General features: G+C 70.0%; 17 protein-coding genes and 2 pseudogenes. 8 read left to right on the top strand and 11 right to left on the bottom strand.

From position 1 onward, the window contains the following. Positions 1 to 75: 75 nt before the first annotated feature. Both ACWDTP_RS23515 and ACWDTP_RS23510 read right to left on the bottom strand, forming a co-directional pair. Complete coding sequence (locus tag ACWDTP_RS23515; protein WP_450024199.1) at positions 76 to 1,551, bottom strand: aldehyde dehydrogenase; 1,476 nt, start codon at positions 1,549 to 1,551, stop codon at positions 76 to 78. Between the two features lie 55 nt (positions 1,552 to 1,606). Continuing rightward, entirely contained in the window at positions 1,607 to 2,401 is a 795-nt protein-coding gene (locus ACWDTP_RS23510; RefSeq protein WP_450024197.1) for a class I SAM-dependent methyltransferase, read from the bottom strand. Positions 2,402 to 2,434: 33 nt separating this feature from the next. Between ACWDTP_RS23510 and ACWDTP_RS23505 the strand changes: the two genes are divergently transcribed. Beyond that, the gene (locus tag ACWDTP_RS23505; protein WP_450024195.1) at positions 2,435 to 3,595 is read left to right on the top strand and encodes a glycosyltransferase family 4 protein; all 1,161 of its coding nucleotides are present in this window, start codon (positions 2,435 to 2,437) and stop codon (positions 3,593 to 3,595) included. Here the strand turns inward: ACWDTP_RS23505 and ACWDTP_RS23500 are convergent. After that, the gene (locus ACWDTP_RS23500) at positions 3,574 to 5,259 is read right to left on the bottom strand and encodes a hypothetical protein (protein WP_450024193.1); all 1,686 of its coding nucleotides are present in this window, start codon (positions 5,257 to 5,259) and stop codon (positions 3,574 to 3,576) included. The two genes, ACWDTP_RS23505 and ACWDTP_RS23500, sit on opposite strands and share 22 nt — an antisense overlap. A 50-nt stretch (positions 5,260 to 5,309) precedes the next feature. Then, a complete protein-coding gene (locus ACWDTP_RS23495; RefSeq protein ID WP_450024191.1) occupies positions 5,310 to 6,500 on the bottom strand; it encodes a DUF3068 domain-containing protein in 1,191 nt (396 codons plus the stop codon). A gap of 215 nt (positions 6,501 to 6,715) precedes the next feature. Between ACWDTP_RS23495 and ACWDTP_RS23490 the strand changes: the two genes are divergently transcribed. After that, positions 6,716 to 7,828 carry an acyltransferase family protein gene (locus tag ACWDTP_RS23490; protein WP_450024205.1) on the top strand — a complete coding sequence of 371 codons (1,113 nt, stop codon included), beginning with the start codon at positions 6,716 to 6,718 and terminating at the stop codon, positions 7,826 to 7,828. On the opposite strand, the gene ACWDTP_RS23485 is transcribed toward ACWDTP_RS23490, so the two are convergent. Beyond that, on the bottom strand, positions 7,797 to 9,035 hold the full coding sequence (locus ACWDTP_RS23485; RefSeq protein ID WP_450024189.1) for an alpha/beta hydrolase family protein: 1,239 nt from the start codon (positions 9,033 to 9,035) through the stop codon (positions 7,797 to 7,799). The two genes, ACWDTP_RS23490 and ACWDTP_RS23485, sit on opposite strands and share 32 nt — an antisense overlap. Before the next feature lie 99 nt (positions 9,036 to 9,134). Here ACWDTP_RS23485 and ACWDTP_RS23480 point away from each other — a divergent pair, with 99 nt between their 5' ends. Continuing rightward, positions 9,135 to 9,755 carry a TetR/AcrR family transcriptional regulator gene (locus tag ACWDTP_RS23480; protein WP_450024188.1) on the top strand — a complete coding sequence of 207 codons (621 nt, stop codon included), beginning with the start codon at positions 9,135 to 9,137 and terminating at the stop codon, positions 9,753 to 9,755. Positions 9,756 to 9,762: 7 nt separating this feature from the next. Here ACWDTP_RS23480 and ACWDTP_RS23475 read toward each other — a convergent pair whose 3' ends face one another. Further along, positions 9,763 to 10,740, bottom strand: a complete 978-nt coding sequence (locus ACWDTP_RS23475; protein WP_450024186.1) for a phosphotriesterase family protein — start codon at positions 10,738 to 10,740, stop codon at positions 9,763 to 9,765. Positions 10,741 to 10,791: 51 nt separating this feature from the next. Next, entirely contained in the window at positions 10,792 to 13,629 is a 2,838-nt protein-coding gene (locus ACWDTP_RS23470; RefSeq protein WP_450024184.1) for a helix-turn-helix transcriptional regulator, read from the bottom strand. Positions 13,630 to 13,789: 160 nt separating this feature from the next. Here ACWDTP_RS23470 and ACWDTP_RS23465 point away from each other — a divergent pair, with 160 nt between their 5' ends. Further along, a complete protein-coding gene (locus tag ACWDTP_RS23465) occupies positions 13,790 to 14,662 on the top strand; it encodes a polysaccharide deacetylase family protein (RefSeq protein ID WP_450024182.1) in 873 nt (290 codons plus the stop codon). A 3-nt stretch (positions 14,663 to 14,665) separates the two neighbouring features. On the opposite strand, the gene ACWDTP_RS23460 is transcribed toward ACWDTP_RS23465, so the two are convergent. After that, on the bottom strand, positions 14,666 to 15,004 hold the full coding sequence (locus tag ACWDTP_RS23460) for a GNAT family N-acetyltransferase (protein WP_450024180.1): 339 nt from the start codon (positions 15,002 to 15,004) through the stop codon (positions 14,666 to 14,668). A 51-nt stretch (positions 15,005 to 15,055) separates the two neighbouring features. Between ACWDTP_RS23460 and ACWDTP_RS23455 the strand changes: the two genes are divergently transcribed. The 3 genes and pseudogenes from ACWDTP_RS23455 to ACWDTP_RS23445 all read left to right on the top strand — a co-directional run bounded on the left by ACWDTP_RS23455 (position 15,056) and on the right by ACWDTP_RS23445 (position 18,326). Beyond that, positions 15,056 to 16,648 carry an MFS transporter gene (locus ACWDTP_RS23455; protein ID WP_450024178.1) on the top strand — a complete coding sequence of 531 codons (1,593 nt, stop codon included), beginning with the start codon at positions 15,056 to 15,058 and terminating at the stop codon, positions 16,646 to 16,648. 54 nt (positions 16,649 to 16,702) lie between these two features. Beyond that, positions 16,703 to 17,381 (top strand): annotated as a pseudogene (locus ACWDTP_RS23450) (TetR/AcrR family transcriptional regulator); the annotation flags it as partial. Between the two features lie 6 nt (positions 17,382 to 17,387). After that, entirely contained in the window at positions 17,388 to 18,326 is a 939-nt protein-coding gene (locus ACWDTP_RS23445) for a R2-like ligand-binding oxidase (RefSeq protein WP_450024203.1), read from the top strand. A 30-nt stretch (positions 18,327 to 18,356) separates the two neighbouring features. On the opposite strand, the gene ACWDTP_RS23440 is transcribed toward ACWDTP_RS23445, so the two are convergent. Together ACWDTP_RS23440 and ACWDTP_RS23435 are read right to left on the bottom strand one after the other, a co-directional pair. Further along, positions 18,357 to 22,655: an alpha-(1->3)-arabinofuranosyltransferase domain-containing protein gene (locus tag ACWDTP_RS23440; protein ID WP_450024201.1), complete on the bottom strand. Its 4,299-nt coding sequence runs from the start codon at positions 22,653 to 22,655 to the stop codon at positions 18,357 to 18,359. Between the two features lie 21 nt (positions 22,656 to 22,676). Continuing rightward, the gene (locus ACWDTP_RS23435; protein WP_064941712.1) at positions 22,677 to 22,850 is read right to left on the bottom strand and encodes a DUF2613 domain-containing protein; all 174 of its coding nucleotides are present in this window, start codon (positions 22,848 to 22,850) and stop codon (positions 22,677 to 22,679) included. Positions 22,851 to 22,941: 91 nt separating this feature from the next. On the opposite strand from ACWDTP_RS23435, the gene ACWDTP_RS23430 reads away from it, so the two are divergent. Then, complete coding sequence (locus tag ACWDTP_RS23430; protein WP_450024176.1) at positions 22,942 to 24,078, top strand: glycoside hydrolase family 3 N-terminal domain-containing protein; 1,137 nt, start codon at positions 22,942 to 22,944, stop codon at positions 24,076 to 24,078. Positions 24,079 to 24,146: 68 nt separating this feature from the next. On the opposite strand, the pseudogene ACWDTP_RS23425 reads toward ACWDTP_RS23430, so the two are convergent. Beyond that, positions 24,147 to 24,400, bottom strand: a pseudogene (locus ACWDTP_RS23425) (zinc-binding dehydrogenase); the annotation flags it as partial.

Genomic DNA, 24,400 nt, shown 5'->3' with positions numbered 1-24,400 from the left:
TAAAACTGTCCACTTTCACGCGAAAGTGGACAGTTTTATGTCTGCTCGCGAGGGTTCAGTAGTCCCCGCCCGGATCTACTCCGGGGTGTAGCCGAACGGCAGCAGGACACTCTTGGCCTGCGTGTAGGCCTCAATGCCCTCCGGGCCGTTCTCGCGTCCGATGCCCGAGTTCTTGTACCCGCCGAACGGTGCGCCCGGATCGAATGCGTACATATTGACTGCGTAGGTGCCGGTGCGGATCTTCGAGGCGATCTCGACGGCCTTGGGGAAATCCGTGGTGTACACGCTCCCGGCCAGGCCGTAGGGCGAGTCGTTGGCGATGCGCACCGCATCGTCCTCGTCGTCGAACGGGATCACCACGAGCACCGGTCCGAAGATCTCCTCCTGGGCGATCGTCATCGAGTTGTCGACGTCGGCGAACACCGTCGGCTGCACGAACCAACCCGAATCCAGGCCATCGGGGCGGCCGCCGCCGGTGACGATGCGGGCCCCCTCCTCGACGCCCTTCTTGATGTAGCCCTCGACCCGTTCGCGCTGCTTCTCGCTGATCAGCGGTCCGATCATGGAGGCCGGATCATCGGGAAGGCCGGGCTGCATGGCGGCCACGGCACCGGCGAGTTTCTCCACCACCTCGTCGTAGCGGGACCGCGGCGCCAGGATGCGGGTCTGCCCGACGCAGGCCTGCCCGGTGTTCATCAGCCCGGAGAACACCAGCATCGGCAGCGTCGAGTCCAGGTCGGCGTCCTCGAGAACGATGGCGGCGGACTTGCCGCCGAGTTCGAGGGTGCACGGCTTGAGCTTCTCGGCGGCGATCTTGCCGATCTCCTTACCGACGGCGCTGGAGCCGGTGAAGGTGAACTTGTCCAGCTCCGGGTTGTTGGTCAGGGCCCGGCCGGTCTCCACCCCGCCCGGCACCACCGACAGCACGCCCTCGGGCAGGCCGGCCTCGGCGAGCACCTCGGCGAACAGGTTGGTGGTCAGCGGCGTCTCGGCGGCCGGTTTGAGCACCACGGTGCAGCCCGCGAGCAGGGCCGGGCCGAGCTTGTTGCAGGCCAGGAAGAACGGCACGTTCCAGGCGATGACCGCGCCGACGACGCCGATAGGTTCCTTGAGCACCAGGGTCTGGCCGTAGATGCCGTCGCGGATATCGCGCCAGGCGTATTTGTCGGCCGCACCGGCGTAGTACTGCAGACCGGACACGCCGGCGCCGAACTGCATCATGTCGACGATGGTCGGCGGCTGGCCGGTCTCCAGCTTCAGTAGCTGCTTGAACTCGTCGGCCCTGGCGTTGACCAGGTCGACGGCCTTGGCCAGCACCGCCTGGCGTTCCTGCGGCGACATCTGCGGCCACGGACCCTCGTCGAATGCCTTGCGCGCGGCGGCGCAGGCCGCGTTCACGTCGGCCTCGGCCGCCAACGGAACCTGCCCGACTTTTTCGCCGGTGGCGGGAGAGAAGACTTCGATGATCTCGGAGGTCGCGGGCTCGACCCACTGGCCACCGATGAACAGCTTGTCGAACTCGGTGCGCGTGGTGGTGGAACTCTGTGTCATGAGCGTCACACTACCCAGTATTCGGCGAAACGAGAACCTGTTCCAGTTGGCCGGTTCAGCGGGGCCGCAGGACCAGCACCAGATTGCTCACCAGGAACTCCCGCAGCCCGGGGACGGATGTCATCCACCACGCCCATCGTGGGTGGTAGCGGGGAAAAGCGGTGACCAGCGCGCCGGTGGCGGCCGCCCATTGCAGACCGGCGGAGGCCGAGACCGCGAACAACGACGATCCGTAGTCGTTCTTGGGTCGGTGGCCATGTCTGCGGGCATAGCGGTCGGCCGCCCTGGCCCCGCCCAGGTAGTGCGTCAGCCCCATCTCGTGGCCGCCGAACGGGCCGAGCCAGACGGTGTAGGAGAGCACCACCAACCCGCCGGGCCTGGTCACCCGCAGCATCTCGTTGCCCAGCCGCCACGGATGACGGACATGTTCGGCGACATTGGAGGACAGGCAGACGTCGACACTGTCGTCGGCGAACGGCAGGGCCATCCCGGAGGCCCTGACGAAGGTGCCTTCCGCCGCATCGACGGCAGGGCTTCTGCGCGATGTCGCCGCCAGCGCGGCTCCGGCATGCGCCTCGCGCGGATCGGGCTCCACCCCGATGTAGTGCATTGCGGCCGCGTCGAATGCCGATGCGAAGTAGCCGGGCCCGCCCCCCACGTCGAGCACGCTGCGGCCGGCCGGCGATTCTCCGGTGGTCCCGGTCCACAGATCGGCGACCATCGCGACGGTGTCGGCGGCCAGCGCGCCGTAGAAACGGGCTGGTCGGGCCTGTTCGAACCGGAACTCGCCCAGCAGTCGCAGCGACCGGCCCAGCGTCGCCCGGCTGGCAAAGCGATCGGTCGAGTTCACCCGCCCAACCTACTCACCGGTACCCTCGACACGATGTCCGCTGCCCATGTCCGTTCGGTCCTGCTGCTGTGCTGGCGGGATACCGGCCATCCGCAGGGCGGCGGCAGCGAAGCCTACGTGCAGCGCATCGGCGCGCATCTGGCCGCAAACGGTGTCGACGTCACGCTGCGCACCGCGCGCTATCCGGGCGCGGTGCGCGACGAGGTGGTCGACGGCGTCCGGATCAGCCGGGCCGGCGGCCCGTATTCGGTCTACATCTGGGCGGGGCTGGCCATGGTGCTGGCCCGGATCGGGTTGGGACCACTGCGCCGGGTGCGCCCCGACGTCGTCGTCGACACTCAGAACGGCCTGCCGTTCCTGGCCCGGCTGGCGTTCGGACGCCGGGTCGCGGTCCTGGTCCACCATTGTCACCGCGAACTGTGGCCGGTGGCGGGTCCACTGCGCGGCCGGGTGGGCTGGTTCGTCGAATCGCGGCTCTCCCCCCGGCTGCACCGCGGCAACCAGTATGTGACGGTATCGCTGCCCTCGGCTCGTGACCTCAACGATCTCGGGGTGGATTCCGGCCGGATCGCGGTGGTACGCAACGGTCTTGACGAGGCGCCCGCGTCGACGCTGGAGCTGGCGCGGTCCCGCACGCCGCGGCTGGTGGTGCTGTCGCGGCTCGTCCCGCACAAGCAGATCGAGGATGCGCTGGAAGCCGTCGCGGCGCTGCGCGGCGAGATGCCCGAACTGCATCTGGACATCCTGGGTGGCGGGTGGTGGCGCGACCGGCTGGTCGACCATGCCGAGCTGCTGGGCATCGCCGATGCCGTCACCTTCCACGGCCATGTCGACGACGAGACGAAACACTGTGTGCTGCAGCAGAGCTGGGTGCACGTGCTGCCGTCGCGCAAAGAGGGCTGGGGTCTTGCGGTCACCGAGGCGGCCCAGCACGGGGTGCCGACCGTCGGGTACCGGGCCTCGGGTGGGCTCACCGACTCGATCGTCGACGGTGTCACCGGGCTTCTGGTCGACGACCGCGACGGTCTGGTCGCCGGCCTCGGACGACTGCTGGCCGATCCGGTCTCGCGGGCCCAGCTCGGCAGCAAGGCGCAGGCCCGCAGCGACGAATTCTCTTGGGCGCAAAGCGCCGACGCTATGCGCAGCGTGCTGGAATCGGTACGCGACGGCCGCTATGTGAGCGGCCTGGTCTGACCCGCGGGCCGTCGCGCCCGCCACGCGGTGACCACCATCCCGACCGCGCCGCCCACCATCAGCGCCAGCCACACCAGATGTGCGGCGATCAGCACCGGCCGTCCCGACGCGGGCTCTGCCGAGCCGCCCACCCGGTACACCGCGATGTCGTCGTCGCGGTACGCCACCGGAAGATCCAGTCGGGCCGGCACACCGTTGGTTTCGACCACCAGCCAGCCGACCCCGGCGTCGGCGATCGTCTTCCGGTCGGCACCCGAGCGCAGCAAATCCTGCACCACGCGGGCCCGGGCACCCTCGCCGGGCACGATCTGCCCGCCGATCATGAGGTCGCCCGTCGAAAGCACGTCGGCCTGCACCCAGCGGGGCAGCGGATCGAGCACCGGAGCCGGACCGGCCCAGTACAACGACCGCATGCTGTCGGGCGGGAGCACCGCGACCGGCCGGGGGTCGGCGTTGATCACCTTCGCCGCGGCCGTCCAGCCCGGCGGGTATTGCACGGCGACCATTTTGCCGCCCACTCCCCAGGCCAGATCGGGCAGCACCGCGACCAGCGCCGCGCAACCCACCGCGGCCGCGGCGGGCACCGGTATCCGCAGCCGTCGCAGCGTCAACGGTGCCGCAGCCGCCGCCAACACGTACCCGGGCATCGCCAGCGCCACCCATTTCTGCCCGTCGCGTAGCAGCCCGAGCCCGGGAACCGCGCGGGTCACCGCCTCGACGGTGGCCAGGCCCGGGCCGGTGGCCATGGCCGCGGGCACCGCCACCGCCACCGCCGCCAGCACCAGCAGCCCGATGGCGGCGGGCCTGCGCACCAGCACCGGCACCCCGATCGCGACGATCCCGACCAGCACCGCGGTGGCCAGTACCGCGAACAGCGAGGTCCGCGAGGCCGGCACCGCATCGGAGTTCCAGATACCGCCGAGCCCGGCCAGGCTGCCCAGCGTCGAGAGCCCGGGTTCGGCGCGCGCCGCGAACGCGTGCACCCCCGCCGACGACGCCGAAGCGGGTGTCACGGCCCCGCCCACCGCCGCGGCCACCAGCCAGGGCAGCGCCGCCAGTACCGCGGCGCCGAGCCCGAATACGCCGACCCGCAGCCGTCGCCAGCCCTCACCCGGTGCGGCCACACAGGTCAGCGCGACCACGGCGGCTAGGATCAAACCGGTGGGGGTGAGGCCGGCCAGCGCGATCCAGAAGGCCGCCGCCCAGCTCGAAGCCCAGGCCGAGCCGGACCCCGAACCCGAACGCAGGCGCAGCACGCACACCGCCACCCACGGCAGGCAGCCGTACCCGACCAGCAAACTCCAGTGGCCCTGCAGGAGGCGTTCGGCCACATACGGATTCCAGATGGCCAGGGTCGCGGCGATGAACGCACCCGAGCCGGAGGAACCAAGCACGGTGGCCGCCAGTCGCGCCGCCCCCCACCCGGCCAGCCACAGCCCGGCCACCAGCAGCGCTTTCACCACGATCCCGCCGTCGAGCACCGTCGACGTCACCGCCACGAAGAAGTCCTGCGGCACCGCGCGCGGCGCGGCCTCCGAAATCCCCAGCGCGGCATCGGTCGGATACGACCGCGGAGTCGACACGGCATCGCGCAGCAGCAGGTAGCCGGGCGCCAGCAGCGGCGCGGTCGCCAGCACCGACAGCGCCAGCGCGTAGACGGACACGAGGCAGCCGGGCCGGCCGAACCAGCCCTGGCAGGTGCGGAGCCTCAGCGCTATCGGTCCGGTGGTAGATCCGTCGGGCGCTGGGCCGGAAGTTTCTCGGTCTTGGCTTCCGCCCCTGGCACTTGTATGCCCTGGGTGTCGAAGAAGCCGTGGTCAGCGGTGTCCAGCCCGGGATCGATCAGCGTCGACTCGGCCCGTAGCGCGAAGGACCCCAGCACCGCACCGCCGACCAGCGCCACCAGGCCCAGCGCGGTGAAGGTGATCGGCAGGATGCGCGACCACAGCCCGATCCGGTCCCGTTCGTCCTGCGCCGCCGAGACCTGAGATTCGACGGTCTCCTCATTCGAGGCGACCTTGTAGTCGACGAAGGTCACCTCGGGTTTGAGGGCGTCGCGCGCGAAGTACTGGTAGCCGTGATCCTCTTCCTTGACGACGGTGCCCGACACCGGGTCGACCCAGAACGTGCGTTGTGCGGCGTAATACCGGTCCATCGTGATGGATTCGTCCGGTTCACCCGGGACACCCCACACCTCGGCGCGCGCGGTGACCGAACTGTCCGCATCGTCCTCGTACAGCGACGAGTACTTGACCGGCTCCACCAGCTTGCCGTCGGAGTCGTAGCCGACGTTCTGGACGAACCGGTAGGCGGTCAGCCCGTTGACGTCGTCCTCTCCGTCGTAGTTCGCGTCGAACGGTTTCTGCGCGATCGGATCGAACACCGGGTAGGTCTTCTTTTCGGTGTCGAACGGGAACCGGTAGGTCAGCCCCTCGTGCGGCAGCGCGATGTTCGTCGGCGGCTTCTCGTCCTCGATGGAGCGCGGTTTCTGCACCGATCCGCCCGGGTTGCTCTCACTGGATACCGCGAGCGCCGAACTGCGGTTCATCGTCACGGTGTCGACCATCGCCAGCAGCAGACCGTTGTCCTGCTGGCGGTCGGTCCGTCGCAGCGACGTGCCCACCTGCAGGGTCACCACTTCGGCGTTGGACGGTGCCTCCACGCTGAGCTGCTGCTGCAGCGACACCGGCACATCGCGGTCCACCGCGAACTTCTCCGCGGTCAGCGATTCCGGATCGAATGCGGTGGCCGTGCCATCGCTGATCAGTGTGGTGTCCAGGTCGAGCGGAACCTTGGCGATCTTGCCCTTGGTGTAGGTGGTCAGCAACAGTGCGGCGATCAACAGGGCAGCTCCGAGCCCCATGAGTCCGCATGCCGCGATACGCAGCGCCACTGCGCGGTTCAAACCGGGCCTCCTTCACTGTGGGCCAAACCGTCCTGAGGCAAATCCGTTCGACCCTAACAGCACAATTTAAGGCCATCACTTACTACGACGGCATCCGCCGTGCCCTGTTCACACGCAGTTTGGCGGGTCGGGCGCCGCACGGCACACTGGTCGCCGTGGCCGGCCCGGAATCAGAGGTCGGCGGGACACGGAGCTTCCTGCCGGCGGTCGAAGGTATGCGCGCCTGCGCGGCGATGGGCGTGGTGCTGACCCATGTGGCATTCCAGACCGGACACACCGGCGGGGTGACCGGCCGGATCTTCGGCCGGTTCGACCTGGCGGTCGCGGTGTTCTTCGCACTGTCGGGGTTTCTGCTGTGGCGCGGCCACGCCGCGGCTGCTCGCGGGCTGCGGCAGCGGCCGCCGACCGGCCATTACCTGAGGTCACGGCTGGTGCGCATCATGCCCGGCTACGTCGTGGCCGTCGTGCTGATCCTGCTGCTGCTGCCCGAGGCCAAGGCCGACCTGACGGTGTGGCTGGCCAACCTCACCCTCACCCAGATCTATGTGCCGCTGACCCTGACCGCCGGGCTGACCCAGATGTGGAGCCTGTCGGTGGAGGTCAGCTTCTATCTGGCCCTGCCGCTGCTCGCGCTGCTGGCCCGGCGGCTGCCGGTGCGCGCCCGGATCGGTGTCATCATCGCGGTGGCGGTGCTCAGCCTGGCCTGGGTGCGGATCCCGTTCGACGGCTCCACCGGGCTCAACCCGTGGAACTGGCCGCCCGCGTTCTTCTCCTGGTTCGCCGCGGGCATGGTGCTGGCCGAACTGACGGTGAGCCCGTTCGGCTGGATGCACCGCCTGGCGCGGCGCCGCGTGCTGATGGCGGTGATCGCCGCGGTGGCGTTCGGGATCGCGGCCTCACCGCTGGCCGGGATGGAGGGGCTGCGGCCCGGATCGGTCGGCCAGGTCACCCTCAAGACCGCGATGGGTGCGGTGGTCGCCGGTGCGTTGCTGGCCCCGCTGGTGCTCGACCACCCCGATACCGGCCACCGCATCCTGGGCAGCCGGCTGATGGTGACCCTGGGGCGCTGGTCCTACGGGTTGTTCGTCTGGCACCTGGCGGCGCTGGCGATGGTGTTCCCGATGATCGGCGAGTTCCTGTTCCACGGGCAGATGCTGGTGGTGCTGGTGCTGACGACGGTGTTCGGCTTCGCGCTGGCGGCCGTGAGCTATGCCCTGGTGGAGTCCCCGTGCCGGGAAGCGTTGCGGCGCTGGGAGTATCGCCACCGACGGCCGGTGCCGCCGCTGGACAGTGCGATCACGCCGGAGCCCGAGCCGGTCGCCCGCTGACCTCGTCGCGCTGTTTCTGCGGTCTGACGACGTCGTCGAGCCAGTCGAACGCGCGTTGATGAAACAGCGTGAGCGCCCCCATCTGGCAGTGCGACTGGGCGCCCTCCGCAGCGGTGAACACGATCAGCTCTTTGTCACAGGTGAGTGCGTCGTAGAGCTGCTGAGCTTGCCCGGTCGTGGCGAACTCGTCTTCTTCACCGTCACATACCAGTGTCGGGCAGGTGATCCGGTCGGCGATGCCGGCCATCGTGTAGCCCGAGGTCATGGAGCGCAGTTCGTCACCGCGGTCGGTGCCGAATGTCCAAACGGCATTGGAGAGCAGCCATTTGAGGTTGGTCGGGAGTTCGTGTCTACGGCTGAGCAGGGAGTCGAGATCGTCGGGGCTCCCGTCGCCGGCCGATGAAGCCACCTGACGCAATGCGGCGCCGAAGTCGTAGATTCCGTCGAAGGCCACACATGCGGCGAGCCGGTGTTCGAACGCCGCGGCGCGGGGGGCCAGGAAACCTCCCATGCTCATGCCCAGCAGAGCCACCTGACTCGGGTCGACCTCCGGCAATGCCAATGCGTAGTCGACCGTCGGCGTCACGACTGCCTCCCAGTCGCCCCTGAACGGCAGGCCCTCTCGGCGCAGCGCGGCGCCCTGACCGGGACCTTCGAAGATCAGGCAGTTCCAGCCGCGACGTACCGCCGCCGCGGCCGCCGTGAAGTACATTTCTTCGACGGTCGAGTCGAAGCCACCGTGGGCCAGCAGCGTCGGCCGCGGTTCGTCGCCCTCACCCCCCGCGATGAAATAGCCCTCAAGCTCGATTCCCGCATACGGAATCCCCACTCGGCGTGATCGAAACGCCGAGAGCGCCAGTGCATCACGAAAACAACGCACGCCGCGCTCCCACGTGGCCAGGACCCGGGGATCGTTTCGGGGGTCGTCCCGGAGATAGAACTCGGCCGTGCGGTAATAGTTGGCCGCGCGCAGGTACGCGCACCGCGCACTTTCGCCGTGACCGCCGCGCGCGGCCTGCTCGGCGATGGCCTCAGTTCGTTGCGCCAAGCCGTACCACTCGTCGTACCACGACTCCAGATCGCCCGCGGTGACGCGCTGGACGGCGGCGGCCACCTCGCCGAAGTCCGCACCGTCATATGGCGTGTAGGCGATCGCCCGCAACGTCTCGTAGGAAAACGACTCGTCCGTGCTGAACGTGAAAGTCATTCCTGCGGTCCCTCCTCCAATTAAAAGCCACTAGTAGTGGCTGTAACCCAAGGATGGCAGAATTCAGGAACTAACGCAACGAGTAGGGGCGGTAACCCAATGTCGAGACAGAGTCAGGCCGTCCGGGGTATTCGTCCGGGCGGACGCAGCGCCCGCGTGCGCGCGGCGGTGCTGTCCGCTGCCATCGGCGAACTCACCGACACCGGCTACGCCGGGCTCACCATAGAGGCCGTGGCAGCGCGGGCCGAGGTGAACAAGACCACGATCTACCGGCGGTGGCCTGATCGCGATTCGTTGCTGGTCGAGGCACTGAGCGAGTGGTCGGACAGCACTGTCGCGGCCCCGGACACCGGCACTGTCGAGACTGATCTGGGTGCGCTGACCGATTCGATCGTCGACCTCCTCAACAGCCCCATCGGGTGCGCCGTCCTCGCCATGGTCCTTGCCGCACGCGGCCGCAACGCCGAACTCCTCGAGGTCTTGGCCCGCTTCTTCGAGGACCGGGAGGAGATCGCGGTGCCCCTGGTCGAACGCGCCGTGAGCCGAGGTGAGCTGCCTGTCGGCACCGATCCTGCCGGGCTACTGGCAACTGTGCGTGCACCGCTGTTCTACCGAATCATCACCACCGGTGGACAATTGACTCAACGGCACGCGCGCGAAGCGGTCGAACTGGCGCTCGCCGCGGCTCGAGCGAGGGCGCTCATCGAGATCGACTCCTAGCGGTGCCTCAGTACCCGCCCCGCCGCTCGAAGATCCGGCGCGGGTTGTCGACGAGCATGGTGGTGATCTGGTCTTCGCTCACGCCGCGGTCACGCAGCGCGGGCAGCACGTCGTCGTGGATGTGCAGATAGTGGCTGTTGGGCAGTGCCGCGGTGGTCAGCTCGTCGGGCAGGGCGTCGAAGTAGCACCAGGTGTCGTGGGAGAGCACCATCCGGTCGGCGTGCCCGCGCTCGCACATCGCGGCCACGGTGTCGACCCGGTCGGCGAACGGCAGGAACACGTCGATGCCGAACCGGTCCATGCCGATATAGGAGCCCGCCGCGATCAGCTCCTCCAGATAACCGATGTCGGTGGTGTCCCCGCAGTGGCCGATCACCACCCGGGACAGGTCGACGCCCTCCTCGGCGAAGATGCGCTGTTGTTCCAGACCGCGCCGGGTGGCGGCGTGGGTGTGGGTGGAGATCGGCACCCCGGTCCGGCGGTGGGCGGCCGCGACCGCGCGCAGCACCCGCTCGACGCCGGGGGTGACGCCCGGTTCGTCGGTGGCGCACTTGAGGATTGCGGCCTTGATGCCGGTGTCGGCGATGCCGTGTTCGATATCGCGGACGAACATCTCGGCCATCGGCTCCGGACCGTTCATCGCGGTGCCGGGGCCGCGGAAGTGAAACGTCATCGGGATGTCGTTGTAGGTGTACAGACCGGTGGCCACCACGATGTTGAGGTCGGTGGCGGCGGCGATCCGGGCGATGCGGGGGAGATAACGGCCGAGCCCGACGACGGTGAGATCGACGATGGTGTCCACCCCGCGGGCCTTCAGTTCGTTGAGCCGGGCGATCGCATCGGCCTCGCGTTGGGCCCCGTCGCCCCACGGTTCCGGATAGTTCGACGTGAGTTCGGTCGACATTATGAACACGTGTTCGTGCATGAGCGTCACGCCCAGGCCGGCGGTGTCGATGGCTCCCCTTGCGGTGTTCACGGTCGGCACGCGCTCGATGCTAGGGCGCAGCCGGTGCGCCGGCCGGACTTTCGGCCGGGTTCAGTCGGCCCATTCGATGGTGCGCAGCTGCCGCCGTGAGCTGATGCCGAGCTTGACGAACACCTTCCGCAAATGCCATTCGACGGTGTGGGTGCTGATGAACAATTGGGCGCCGATCTCCTGGTTGGTCAGGCCGTCGGCGGCCAGCCGGGCGATCTGGGCCTCCTGCGCGGTGAGCTCATCACCGGAGCTGACAGGTTGTTTGCGCACCCGCTCCCCGGTGGTGGCCAGTTCGCGGCGGGCCCGTTCGGCGAATCCGGCCGCGCCCATCCGGGTGAACATGTCGAACGCCTCGCCCAGGTGGTGGCGGGCGTCGGTGCGGCGGTTGACCCGGCGCAGCCATTCGCCATAGCGCAGGTGATTGCGCGCGACGTGCACCATGACGCGGGCGCGGGTCAGGCGCTCGATGGCCTCGTTGAACAGCGCGTCGGCCTCGGCGTTGTCGGCGAGCAGCGCCTGCGCGCCGGCCAGCACGCCGAGACCCCAGTCGTTGCCGCTGGCGCCCGCGGTCTGCTCCAGGCGCTGCACCGCCTGCGCCGCGATGGCCTGCTCCCCGGTCCGCGTCGCGGCCTCGACCAGTTCCAGCAGACCCCAGCCGCCGAAGCCGAGGTCTTCGTATTCGCAGACCTCGCGCGCGGCGGCGAACGCCTCGTCGTAGCGGCCGAGTCCGTTGTAGAGGATCGCCGCCATACCCCTGGTCACGCCGAGCAGCCGGCCCTCACCCTTGCGTTCGGCGGCCTGGGCGGCCCGGTCCATCAGCTCCCCCGCGTCGGCGGACACTCCCTGCCAGGCGGCCAGGTGCAGCCGGTGGTATCTGATCGGCTTGTCGTCGGTGGCCGCCGAGATCGCCGCAGCCTCTTCGAGAAGCGTTGCGGCCATTGCGAATTCACCACCCAGTATGTGGGCCCCGGCCCGAAAAGCCAGCGCGGGTGGAAGCAGCGCCAGCGCTCCGGTCTCCCGCGCGAGGCGCACCATGCTGGTGGCCAGTTTCTCGATCAGCGGGTAGTCCCACACCTCTCCGGCGGCGGATTCCTGGACGATCGGGAACGCCAGCGTGATCCAGGACAAGGACCAGCCGCTTTGCGGGCCGTCGTGACGCTGGGCGTGGCGGCACCACAATCCCAGCGCGAGGTTCAGCGGATCCGCCGCGGCCGCGACACCACCGGTGAGTCGGTGCGCCATCCCGCTCAGCAGCAGGTCGATCGGCCGCTCCAACTCGGGCAGTCGGGCGAGCGAACGGTGTGCCGCATCGGCGATGGCCGCGAGACCGCCTGGGTCTCCGAACCGGCCGGCGTACATCGCCGCGGCCAGCGCCTCCAGATAGGTGTCGCGGGCCAGTGCGTCGTCGAGGGTTTCCAGCCGCTTGGCGGCGTCGAGCAACAGCGCCGCGGCCTCACCGACCTGCGGCGCGCCGGGTTCGGCGCCGCGGCTGCGGGTGAACTCCATCTGGGCGTGCAACCGCGCCACCTGCGCGCGTTGCAGGTCGGGCAGCGGGCAGAGCTCGGCGATCGCCAACAGTTCGTAGGCGCCGGCCTGGTCCGCCGCATCGCGTTTGGCCTGGGCGGCCGCGATGGCCCGGATCCCGCGCAGCGCCGGGTCCGCGGTGAGCACGGCCGCCTTCTCCAGGAAGGCCGCGGCCGCGGCGACCCCACCCCGGCTCTGGGCCCGGCTCGCCGAGGCCTCCAGCTCGGTGGCCACCGCATCGTCGGGGCCGGCCGCCGAGTTGGCCGCATGCCAGGCCCGCCGGTCGGGGTCGGCCAGGGCGTCGGTGGCCTCGGAGAGCGCGCGATGCACACTGCGGCGGGTGTGCAGATCGGCGGCCCGATAGGCCGCCGAACGCACCAGCGGGTGGTGGAAGCGTACCCGCGGACCGAGTTCGATCAACCCGGCCGCCTCGGCCGGTGCCAGGGCAGTCACCCGGATACCCAATTGTGCTGCCGCGCGGACGAATAACGCCGCATCGCCCACCGGCTCGGCCGCCGCGACCAACAGTAGCTGCCTGGTCTGGTCGGGCAGGGACTCGATCCGGCGGATGAAGCCGGTCTCGAGATGCTCGGTCGAGCGGTGCGCGGTGACCTCGCCGGTGGCCAGGCCGGTGACGGTGCCGAACCCGCCGGCGAGTTCGGTGGCCGACAGGCTTTTCGGCACTTCGAGCAGCGCCAGCGGGATACCGCGGGTTTCGGCGACGATGCGATCGCGGACCCGGTTGTCGATCCGGCCCACCACGACCGAGCCGAGCAGTTCGCGGGCGTGGGCATCGCGGAGCCCGCCGATGGCCAGTTCGGGCAGGCCGGCCAGGGCGTCGGCACCGGGATCGCGAGCGGCGAAGACCAGCCCGATGGGTTCGGCCAGCAGCCGGCGCGCGACGAAGCCGAGGGTCTGCACCGAGACCTGGTCGAGCCATTGCGCGTCGTCGATGACGCAGAGCAGCGGCTGGTCCTCGGCGGCCGCGGCCATCAGGCTCAGCACCGCGAGCCCGACCAGGAACCGGTCCGGGGGCGGCCCCACACCGAGGCCGAACGCCACGGCCAGCGCGTCGCGTTGCGGTTCGGGTAACTCGTCGACGTGGTCCATCAACGGTGTGCACAGTTGCTGCAGGCCGGCGAACGCCAGTTCCATATCGGACTCGACCCCGGCGACCCGGGCGATCCGGAAGCCGGTGGCCTGCTCCGCGACGAACTCCAGGAGTGCGGTTTTGCCCACGCCGGCCTCGCCACGCAGCACCAGCACCCGGCTGGTCGCCGATTCGACACCGGACAGCAGCGCGCGAAGGGTGGCGCATTCGTCGTCGCGCCCGCGTAGACGCTGTCCCCGGCCGGGGGTCGGCTTCGATTCCACTGGGGCGCCCGTGTCCGTTCTCTGCGGGAACCGCTTGCCGACGTGCCCAACGCCGGAGCCGGTTCGATGCCCCCCACGAGATAATAGCGACTGCTGTGCTTGGTACACCCGTCCCGGTTTCACCGGGGCCGATGGCCGGGGCGCGCGATAGGGTGCCCGGGTGAGCACCCCTGCCGCGCCGGTCCCGTGGCCCGGCGGCGCCGTCTGCGCCGCATCGTTCACCTTCGACGTCGACGCCGAGAGCGCCATGCTCGGTCTGTCCCGTCGGCACGCCGACCGGATGTCGGCCATGAGTCACCAGGCCTACGGTCCGCTCACCGGTGTGCCGAGAATTCTGAAACTCCTTGCCCGCCACGACGTGACTTCGACGTTCTTCGTGCCCGGCTACACCGCCTTCCGGTATCCGGATGTGATCAGGTCGATCGCGGCGGCCGGTCACGAGATCGCCCATCACGGCTATCTGCACGAGTCCAACCTGGCGATGACCGAGGCTCAGGAGTCGGCCGTGCTGGACCGCGGTTCGGACACCATCGAGGCGATCACCGGAACCCGGCCGGTCGGCTACCGCGCCCCGATGTGGGAGCTCGGATGGCGCTCGCCGAAGCTACTGCGGGACAAGGGATTTCTCTACGACAGCAGTCTGATGGACACCGACCACCCGTATGAGCTGGCCGTCGCGGGCGGTGGTCCCCTGGTGGAGATCCCGATCCAGTGGGCGCTCGACGATTTCGATCAGTACTGCCTGGTCCCGGATTTCTTCGCGGCCGGGTCGATCCAGAGCCCGGACAAGGTGGTCAGGCTGTGGCGGGCCGAGTTCGAGGCGATCCGGGCCGAGCGGGGCTGCTTCGTGCTGACCAACCATCCGTTTCTGTCGGGCCGGCCGTCGCGGGCTCAGGCTCTGGAGTCGCTGATCGAGTACGTGGTGTCACTCGACGATGTGTGGCTGGCCGGCCTCGGCACCGTCGCCGAACACGTCCGCGGCCTCGGCCTGACTCCCCGGGCGATCGAACGGCCCCACCCGGCCGACTTCTGAGGGCTATTCCTGGGCCGCCTCGACGGCGGCGAGCGCCTCGGGCGTCACCTCGTCGAGGGCGTCGTCGAAGTCGTGGTGGCGGCTGACGTACTTGGCGACATACGGGCAGACCGCCACGATGCGCTTGCCGGCCGCCCTGGCGTCGGTCAGCGCGGCCGAGACCAGCACCGCGGCCAGCCCGCGGCCGCCGAACGCGTCGTCGATCTCGGTGTGGTAGAAGATCCGCTGGTCTTCCCGGTCGACGTAGGCCGCGAGACCCGCGTGCTCACCCGAGACCGTGATCTCGTAGTGCTGAGCCTCGGCTACCTGGCGGACGTCGGTCCCGTCGGTGTTTTCTGGCATGGCCCCACTATGCCCCTGGATACGCTTCCTGCGGGCGATGGGAGGGCGCACATGACCGCGACGCAGGACCGAGTTTCGACCTGGGCGCCGTTCGCGTCACCGGTGTACCGGGCGCTGTGGATCGCCCAGTTCGTCTCCAACCTCGGCACCTGGATGCAGACCGTCGGTGCCCAATGGATGCTGGTCTCCGATCCCGGCGCGGCCGTGCTGGTCCCGCTGGTGCAGACCGCGACCACGCTGCCGGTGATGCTGCTGGCCCTGCCGTCGGGTGTGGTGGCCGACCTGATGGACCGGCGGCGGCTTCTGATCGGTACGCAGGCCGCCATGGCCGCGGCGGTGTCGACGCTGGCGATCTTGACCGGGGTCGGGCTCACCACCCCGACGGTGCTGTTGATGCTGCTGTTCGCGATCGGCTGCGGCCAGGCCCTGACCACACCGGCCTGGCAGGCGATTCAACCCGAACTCGTACCGCGCGAACAGATTCCGGCCGCGGCCGCGCTGACCAGTATGAGCATGAACGGGGCGAGGGCAATCGGTCCCGCGGTGGCCGGTGCGCTGGTCGCGGTGTCGGGGCCGACCACGGTGTTCGCGCTCAACGCGGTGTCGTTCATCGGCATCGTGGCGGTGCTGGTGCTGTGGCGGCGGCCTGCGACCGAATCGGTGCTGCCCGCCGAACGCCCGTACGCCGCGCTGACGGCGGGCGGGCGGTTCATCCGCAGCTCGCCGATCATCCGCCGGATCCTGTTGCGGTCGGTGCTGTTCATCCTGCCGGGCAGCGCGCTGTGGGGCCTGCTGCCGGTGGTGGCCAAGGACCACCTCGGGCTGACCGCATCGGGATACGGCCTGCTGCTCGGCGCGCTCGGGGTCGGCGCGGTGGTGGGCGCGCTCACCCTCTCGGCCGTGCGGGCGGTGTTCGGGCAGAACATGCTGCTCGTGGTCGCCGCACTCGGATTCGCGGTGGCGACCACCGTTTCCGCGGTGGTGGTGCACCTGGGTGCGGTGCTGGCCGCCCTGGTGGTGGGTGGGGTGGCGTGGCTGCTGGCGCTGTCCACGCTCAACGCGTCGATGCAGTTGAGCCTGCCTGCCTGGGTCCGGGCCCGCGGTCTGTCGGCGTATCTGCTGGTGTTCATGGGTGGGCAGGCCATCGGGTCGCTGATCTGGGGCCTGGTCGCCGGGGCGACCGGCACCGTCACCGCACTGCTGGCCAGTGCCGCCCTGTTGCTGGTGTGCGGGCTGTCGGCCGCGTGGTGGCCGCTGCACGCCCGCACCGGGGATCTCGACCTGACGCCGTCGGCGCACTGGCCCGAACCGGCCCTGGTCTTCGAACCGGAACCGCCCGACGGTCCGGTGGTGGTGCTGACCTACTACCGGGTGGAGCCGGCCGACGAAGCCGGATTCCTGTCCGCCATGGCGGCTCTCGGCCGGTCACGGCAGCGCACCGGTGCCGCCGAGTGGCAGCTGTTCCGGAGCGGCGAGAAGGCCGCGACCTTCGTCGAGGTGTTCGTGGTGCGGTCCTGGGACGAGCATCTGCGCCAGCACCACGCCCGGTTGACCGGCCAGGATCTGCTGATCGAGCAGGCCGTCGAACGCCATGTGCAGGGTGAACCGATTTCGCAGCACCTGATCGCCGTCCACAGGCCTTGACTGTGAACTGCCTCACAGTAAAATGACCAGTGGTCATCGAACCTTGGAGGTCGGATGCCGACGGTCACCTGGGCCCGGGTGGATCCCGCTCGCCGCGCCGCGGTGATCGCCGCCGCCGAAGCGGAGTTCGGTGCGCACGGGTTCTCCCGCGGCAGCCTCAACGTCATCGCGCGCCGCGCCGGCGTCGCGAAAGGCAGCCTGTTCCAGTACTTCGCCGACAAACGGGACCTGTACGCCTTCGTCGCCGACGTCTCCAGCCAGCGGGTGCGGGCCCATATGGAGGACCGGATCCGCGAACTCGACCCGGACCGGCCGTTCTTCGAGTTCCTCACCGATCTGCTGGACGACTGGGTGGCCTACTTCGCCGAACACCCCAGGGAGCGTTCCCTGCACGCCGCATCCAGCTTCGAGGTCGAGACCGACGCGCGGGTCAGCGTGCGGGCGGTGGTGCACCGGCACTATCTGGAGGTGTTGCGCCCGCTGGTGCGCGACGCGCAGAACCGCGGCGACCTGCGCCCCGACTGTGACGTCGAGGCGATGCTGGCCCTGTTCCTGATGATCCTCCCGCATCTGGCGCTCGCGCCCTACGTCCGTGGGATGGATCCGGTCCTCGGGCTCGACGAGCCCACCCCCGAGCAGCCGGCGCTGGCGGTGCGCCGGCTCGTCGCCGTGCTGGCGGCGGCATTTTCGCCGGCACCCGCGAACCACACCACCACAGCCCGAACCTGAGGAGGCCCCCATGGCACGGACATCATTCGGCTCGCTGAGCGCGGGCGGTCTCAACTGGGACAGCCTGCCGCTCAAGCTGTTTGCCGGTGGCAACGCGAAATTCTGGAATCCGGCCGATATCGACTTCTCCCGGGACCGGGAAGACTGGGAGTCGCTGACCGACCGGGAACGCGAGTACGCCACCCGGCTGTGCGCGGAGTTCATCGCCGGGGAGGAGGCCGTCACCAACGACATCCAGCCGTTCATGAGCGCGATGCGCGCCGAAGGACGGCTCGGCGACGAGATGTATCTGACCCAGTTCGCCTTCGAGGAGGCCAAGCACACCCAGGTGTTCCGGATGTGGCTCGACGCCGTCGGGATGACCGAGGACCTGCACGGCTACCTCGACGGCCTCTCGGCCTACCGGGAGATCTTCTACGATGTGCTGCCGGATTCGCTCGACGCGTTGAACGCCGACCCGTCGCCGGCCGCCCAGGTGCGGGCCTCGGTGGTCTACAACCACGTCGTCGAGGGCATGCTGGCGCTCACCGGATACTATGCGTGGCACAAGATTTGCGTCGACCGCGGCATCCTGCCCGGTATGCAGGAGCTGATCCGCCGCATCGGTGACGATGAGCGCAGGCACATGGCGTGGGGGACCTTCACCTGCCGGCGCCACGTCGCCGCCGACGACGCCAACTGGACGGTGTTCGAGACCCGGATGAACGAGCTCATCCCGCTGGCACTGCGGCTGACCGAGGAGGGTTTCGCGCTCTACGCCCCCGACATCCCGTTCGGTCTGGCCGAGGACGAGTTCATGCAGTACTCCGCCGACAAGGGGATGCGCCGGTTCGGCACGATCAGCAGTGCGCGGGGCCGTCCGGTGGGCGAGATCGACGTCGACTATTCACCGTTGCAACTCGAGGACACGTTCGCCGACGAGGACGAACGGGCCCTGGCATCGGCCTGATCCGAATCCCAGATCATCCGATGAAGCTGATCATTCCGATTCCGCGCGGGTACGCGGCGAGAAATCGACCGCCGATGCGGCCAGCACCGCGACCGAGATCAGCGCGAGGAACTGGACACCGGGGGAGTGCCCGATGTAGCCGTCGACCGACCGCCACGGGTTCTGGCTGAGTACCGCACCGGCGAGCAGGAAACCGCCCGACGCGGTCCCGACGGTGAGGTTCTGCCGCCAGCTGTCGCGGTTGCGTAGCAGGTAGCGCACGCCGATGGCCGCGCCGGCGACGGCCACGCCCGCGATCCCGGCGAGCGCCGCGCCCACCGCGAGCACCCCGGCCCCGATGACGAGCGGTCCCGGACGCCACGGCCGGGCGGCGGGTGCGGCGGCCCGCCTGCGGCGGGCGGGCCACAGGGCCAGCAGCGCCAATAGCGGAAGCAGGGCCAGACCACCCACAAGCCCGATCCGGTAGGGCGTGTTCGAGTCGAACGAGATAGTCACCGCGCCTTCGGTTCCCGGTGGGATCACCCAGCCCTGCTGCCAGCCGTTGACCGTCACCGGGGTGAGCCGGTTGCCCGCGGTGTCACGGGCGATCCAACCGGGGTTGACGCTTTCGGGTACCACCAGCGTCCGTTGCCCCTGCGCCGGGCCGACGACGACCTCGCGCCGATCGGGTCCCCACGTCGCGATATCCGCGGGAGTTGTTGTGGCCGTGCTCAACCGGTCGGCATCAGGTGCCGCCGCGGACAGCACAGCGCCGTCGACGATGAACGCGGAGCCCGGGCTGACCAGCAGCTCCTGCTGCCCGGCGGGCAGATCGACCGGGTCGGCCCGGCAGGGCTGGGCCGGGATCGGGTCGCCGTCGAGCAGGGCCCCAACGGTGGCCGTCACGGAGGTCTGGATGAACTGCCCGGCCACCCCGATGACCGGGCCATCTCCGCACGGGATCGACACCGTCCGTTCGCGATTGGCGGCGCCATCGGCGGCGCCGACCGGGCCGCCGCGGCTGTCGAGCGCGGTGACCTCGGCGAGGCCCGGTGGTTTGAGCTGATCGAAGCCCAGCGAGGTGCGGTCGATGATGTCGTTCCAGTCCAGCAGCGACACCGTCACCGTGTCGGTCTCCCGCGGTTTGAGCCGCAGCGTCTGCGGCTCGCCGTTGCCCGGAAGCTTGTGCACCTGCGGGCCGTCGCCGAGGTCGACGGCCACCAGGGTGGGATGCGCGGGCGGCTCGGTGGTGCCGGGCACGATGCGCAACGCCCCGACCTCGGTTCTGGCCGGCAGCTTCAGAGTCAGGGTGGGCGGCGATTTGAACTGCACCACCCGCTGGGGTGCGGTCCAGGAGGTTCGCGGATCACCGTCGGCGGCCGCGTACGCCGAGCCGAGCACGTCGACCGGGTCCGCGTCGCCGAACGCCCGGGTGGCACCCGGCTGGGCCACCAGATCGGCCAGTTTCGGTCCCTGTCTGCCGCGGATCCACACCGTCGGATGTACCCGGGTGGCCTGCGGAACCGTCAGTGTCCGGCTCAGGTTCACCGGCTCCTCGGAGGCCAGCGCCATCGCCGCCGCACAGCGCACCCCGACCGGACTGTCCGCACACCCCGGCCGGCCGAGCAGTTCGGTGCCCAGATCCCATTGCGCGACAGTCGAACCCGGCGGCGGGCCGGGCACGTCGACGGTGTGGCGCAGGTTGACCGGATGGGCGAACCCGGATGCGTCGTACTGGGTGAGGGCCAGGTCGGTGATGCCGAACTGCACACCCGTCGAGCCGTCGTCGGTGGCGACCGCGGTGATCCGCACCCACGGTGTCTCGCCGACCGGCAGTGGCACGGTCAGCGGCTTACCCGCGGTGTCGAACCGCAGGGTGCTGGTACCGGTGGCGGTGGCGATCTCGATGCGGCGCACCTGCGCCCCGACGGCGGTGGCGCTCGGGGTGATGGTCAGCGTGGCATTGGTGACCGGGTGGTCGAAATCGACCTGCAGCCACTGGCCGACGGCGGACTGCAGGGCGTTGGACACCCACGCGGTCGAACTGTCACTGTCGATGGCCGCCGCCGGGCCGGTGGCCGGCGCGACATTGGGCAGCGCGGTGGAATCGGCGGCCGAGCTCGACACCGATACCCGTCCGCCGGTCCAGCTGCCGTAGACCGGGGCGGCGTCGCCGGCCGGATAGTCGGGCACCCGGTTGTGGGTGTGGCGCAGATCGCCGGGCGCCCGGATCGCCGAGGCATGATCGTCGACCCGGCCGTAGTCGATCTCACGGGCCGTCGGGGTGTCGGTGACCACCACGCCGCGGCCGTCGACGGTCGCCGGCAACCCGGCCCGCTGCGCGTCGGAGGTCAGCAACATCGGTCCGAGCGGTGGCCGCCCGGTCAGCCTCCGCCGCTCGTCGAGGCGCAGCAGCGCCTCCGGGGCACCCGCCACCCGGGTCATCGCATCGGCATCCACCAGGTAGGGCGCGGTCGGGTTGGTCGCGCCGGTGTCCACCCGGTAGATCTGCACCGCGGGGTAACGCGGCCGCAGACCGCTGTCGGCGACGAATCCCTCGAGGGTTCCCGGGCCCACCGGATCGCCGAACTCGGCGACCAGGGACAGCCCAGGAGAGCCCTCGATCGAGCGGTGCACCAGCACCGGGCGGGCCGACCGGGAGGCCTCAGGATCCAGGTCATTGCGCACGGCGACATAGGAAATGCCTTGTCGGGCAAGGGTATCGGCCAGCCCGGCGGAGGGGCGCCCCGCGGCGAACAGGCGCTGCACAGAGTCCAGCGCCCGGATCGTCTCCGGCGGGGTCAGTGGGATCGAGTCGCGCACTCCCCACGGGCTGGAACCGAGCACCTGCAGCGGCTCGTCGTGGCTGTTGCCCCACACCTGGGTGGCGAACGGTGCGCCGGGCGCCACCAGCACCCGGCCGCGTTGGGTGTTGTGGGTGTCCAGCCAGTCGGCGGCGTCGTGCCAGTACTGGGGGATGGCGCTGAACGCGCCCGGCGGGGCGAGCCGTCCGGTCCAGGCGATCGAGGTCGCGCCGACCAGCGCGGCCAGCACCACGATGCCGACCGCCGCCCGTTTGTTCCGTTCCGGGTGGGCGAACGCATCCAGCCAGACCGACCGGGCAACGCTGCCCGGCAGCGGGATCCGGCCCAGCAGGTGGATCAGCCCCAGCGCGAGCGGCAGCCGGATCACCGGCTCGAGCTTGGCCAGGTTCCGCAGCGGGGTGCCCGCATCGTCAAGGAACGCCTGGACCTGCAGTGCGACCGGCGAGCCCAGCCCGCCCGAATACCCCAGCCCGAGCAGGACGACGCCGATCAGCAGCATGGTGATCAGCCGGCCGCGGGCAGGCATCGATTTCAGCGCCAGCCCGGCCAGCCCGGCCGCCGCGACCAGGGTGGTGGCCAGTACTGCCATGGTTCCGGTCACCAGGGAGGCGGCCGCGGTGGCGTTGGGTGCCACGAACGGGGTCCAGCTGCCGGTGCCGCGCAGCATCTCGGTCAGCGACATCCACTGGGTGGTGACGCCGGAGGATTCGATGAAATCCAGGAACGGTGGGCTGATCCGGCCCAGCAGCACCAACGCCACCACCCACCAGGTGACCGCCAGGACCCCGCACACCGCCCACCACGCGGTGAACCGCCACCACAGCCGGTTCGGCCGATGACAGGCCCACCAGATGATCGCGGCCAGACAGCCGGTCAGCGTCGCGAACGCGTTCACCGCACCCATCAGTGCGACGGCGCCCGCCGACCGGGCGGCCAGGAGCCGCACATTGTGCTGCCCGCGCTGCGTCACCCCGGCCCCTCCGGTCCCGCGCAGTGTCACCCCCACCCCTCCGGACCCGCCCAGTGCGAGGATCACCGGCAGCAGCGCCCACGGCGCCAGCATCATCGGCAGCGTCTCCGAGGAGATCGCGCCCAGCGTCGTCAGGACCCGCGGCGACAGGGCGAACGCGACCCCGCCGAGCACGCGCGCGGCGGTGCTGCCGATGCCGCGGCCGTCGTTGAGCGCCTCGGCGACCCGGACCACGCCCCAGAACCCGACGGTCAACAGCAGCGCCCACCACAGTCGCTGCGTCACCCATCCCGGGATCCCGAGCAGGTCGCCGGCCAGGAAGAAGGTGCCGTGCGGGAAGAGATAGCCGTAGGCCTGGTTCTGCGCCTGCCCGAACGGCAGATCGCTGTTCCACAGATTGAATCCGCGGGCCAGGAACCGCAGCGGGTTGGCGGTGAGATCGAGCTTGGTATCGGGTGAGATCTGGCCCGGAGACTGCGCGAAGCTCAGGACCAGCGCGGCGGCCGCGGCCACCCACAACCAGCGCCGGGACAGCGGCGCGGCGGGGTCAGAGATAGCAGGCAGGACGGGACGGGATCACGTACGGTCGCCGTACTCGACCCGGTTGAGCACCGATGACGCCGGATCGCCCGCCTGCAGCGGAGGCTTGGTGTCCTGCTGCACCATCAGCGTCACCCCGAAGACGGCGGCCGCGCCCAGCAACAGGCCGACCACGACGCTGGCCGCGGAGGGGACGACGAACCGGTTCACCCGGCCAACCTAGCATGGCGCCAATCAAGGCCGGGCCCACCGAACAGCGGGTGTTCGATAACGGCCTGATCACCGGCTAGGGTCGGAGCCCATGGCTTCCCCGCGTGTGCTCGCGACCCTGGCGGCGCTGTCCGGACTGTTGCTGGCCTGCTCGCCGAGCGCCCCGCCCCAGGCGCCCGAACCTTCGATGCAGCCGATGTCGACCACCGGTCCGCTGCCCGCCAGCCCGGCGACCTGTGACCTGGCCGCCCTGCCGCCCCGCGACAAGCTGGCCCAGCTGCTGACGGTCGGTGTCACCGACGGGGCGGACGCCAGGGCCGTGGTGGCCGATCAGCACGTCGGCGGCATCATGATCGGCAGTTGGACCGACCTGGCGATGCTCAGCGACGGTTCCCTGGCCGACATCGCGGCCGGCACGGGCCCGTTGCCGCTGGCGGTCAGCGTGGACGAGGAGGGCGGCCAGGTGTCGCGGCTGGCCTCGCTGATCGGCGCCCAGCCCGCGGCCCACGAGCTGGCCCAGACCCACACGCCCGACGAGGTGTACGGCATCGCCCTCGACCGCGGCCGGAAGATGCGTGGCCTGGGCATCACCGTCGACTTCGCCCCCGTCGTCGACGTCACCGGCATCAGTTCGGCGATCGGCGACCGCTCGTTCGGCGACGATCCCGCCACGGTGACCGACTATGCGGGCGCCTACGCGCGCGGTCTGCGCGATGCCGGGTTGCTGCCGGTGCTCAAGCATTTCCCCGGCCACGGCCGGGCCTCGGGTGATTCCCACACCGGCTCGGTGTCCACCCCGCCGCTGGAGGACCTGAAGAACGACGATCTGGTGCCCTACCAGACCCTGACCACGCAGGCGCCGGTCGCCGTGATGGTCGGCCACCTGGAGGTGCCGGGGCTGACCGGGACCGATCCGGCCAGCCTCAGCCCCGCCGCCTATGACCTGCTGCGGTCCGGCGGCTACGGCGGCCCGGGGTTCAACGGTCTGGTCTACACCGACGACCTGTCCAGCATGGCCGCGATCAACCAGCGCTACGGGGTGGCCGATGCGGTGCTGCGGGCCCTGCAGGCCGGTGCGGACAACGCGCTGTGGATCACCACCGACGAGGTGCCCGCGGTACTGGACGGGCTCGAGAAGGCGCTCGCCGACGGTCAGCTGAACCAGGCCCAGGTGGATGGGGCCCTGCAACGCAACGCCGCGGCCAAAGGTGGCGTTCGCTGCGGCTGACGGTTCCGGATGCGCTCACGACGGTCACGGCATCCAGTTCCGGATGCGCCGGCAGCTATGCCACCAGATCAGGAGACCTGAAGCACGATTTTGCCGAGATGCGCGTCGTCGCTCACGGACCGATGCACGTCCAACACCTCCAGCCACGATGCGACCCGATCGATGCGAGGCTTGAGTTCATCCGTCCCGAGCCGGGTACCGAGGTCGGCGGTCAGGCTCGCGACGATGGCCGCCTTCTCGTCGGGAGTGCGGGTGCGGAAGGTGACGCCGACGATCTCGAGGCGCTTCACCGCGAGTTCCTCCATGTCCAACGCGCCTTCTG

The sequence above is a fragment of the Mycobacterium sp. NPDC003449 genome (assembly GCF_053588415.1).
Note: the sequence above shows the minus strand (reverse complement) of the source record. Positions and strands in the feature narration are given on the sequence as shown.

Bases quoted from the DNA above. Each gene is read 5' to 3' on its own strand.
- ACWDTP_RS23515 (WP_450024199.1), bottom strand. From the start codon at position 1,551: ATGACACAGAGTTCCACCACCACGCGCACCGAGTTCGACAAGCTGTTC.
- ACWDTP_RS23505 (WP_450024195.1), top strand. From the start codon at position 2,435: ATGTCCGCTGCCCATGTCCGTTCGGTCCTGCTGCTGTGCTGGCGGGAT.
- ACWDTP_RS23490 (WP_450024205.1), top strand. From the start codon at position 6,716: ATGCGCGCCTGCGCGGCGATGGGCGTGGTGCTGACCCATGTGGCATTC.
- ACWDTP_RS23485 (WP_450024189.1), bottom strand. From the start codon at position 9,035: ATGACTTTCACGTTCAGCACGGACGAGTCGTTTTCCTACGAGACGTTG.
- ACWDTP_RS23480 (WP_450024188.1), top strand. From the start codon at position 9,135: ATGTCGAGACAGAGTCAGGCCGTCCGGGGTATTCGTCCGGGCGGACGC.
- ACWDTP_RS23460 (WP_450024180.1), bottom strand. From the start codon at position 15,004: ATGCCAGAAAACACCGACGGGACCGACGTCCGCCAGGTAGCCGAGGCT.
- ACWDTP_RS23455 (WP_450024178.1), top strand. From the start codon at position 15,056: ATGACCGCGACGCAGGACCGAGTTTCGACCTGGGCGCCGTTCGCGTCA.
- ACWDTP_RS23445 (WP_450024203.1), top strand. From the start codon at position 17,388: ATGGCACGGACATCATTCGGCTCGCTGAGCGCGGGCGGTCTCAACTGG.
- ACWDTP_RS23430 (WP_450024176.1), top strand. From the start codon at position 22,942: ATGGCTTCCCCGCGTGTGCTCGCGACCCTGGCGGCGCTGTCCGGACTG.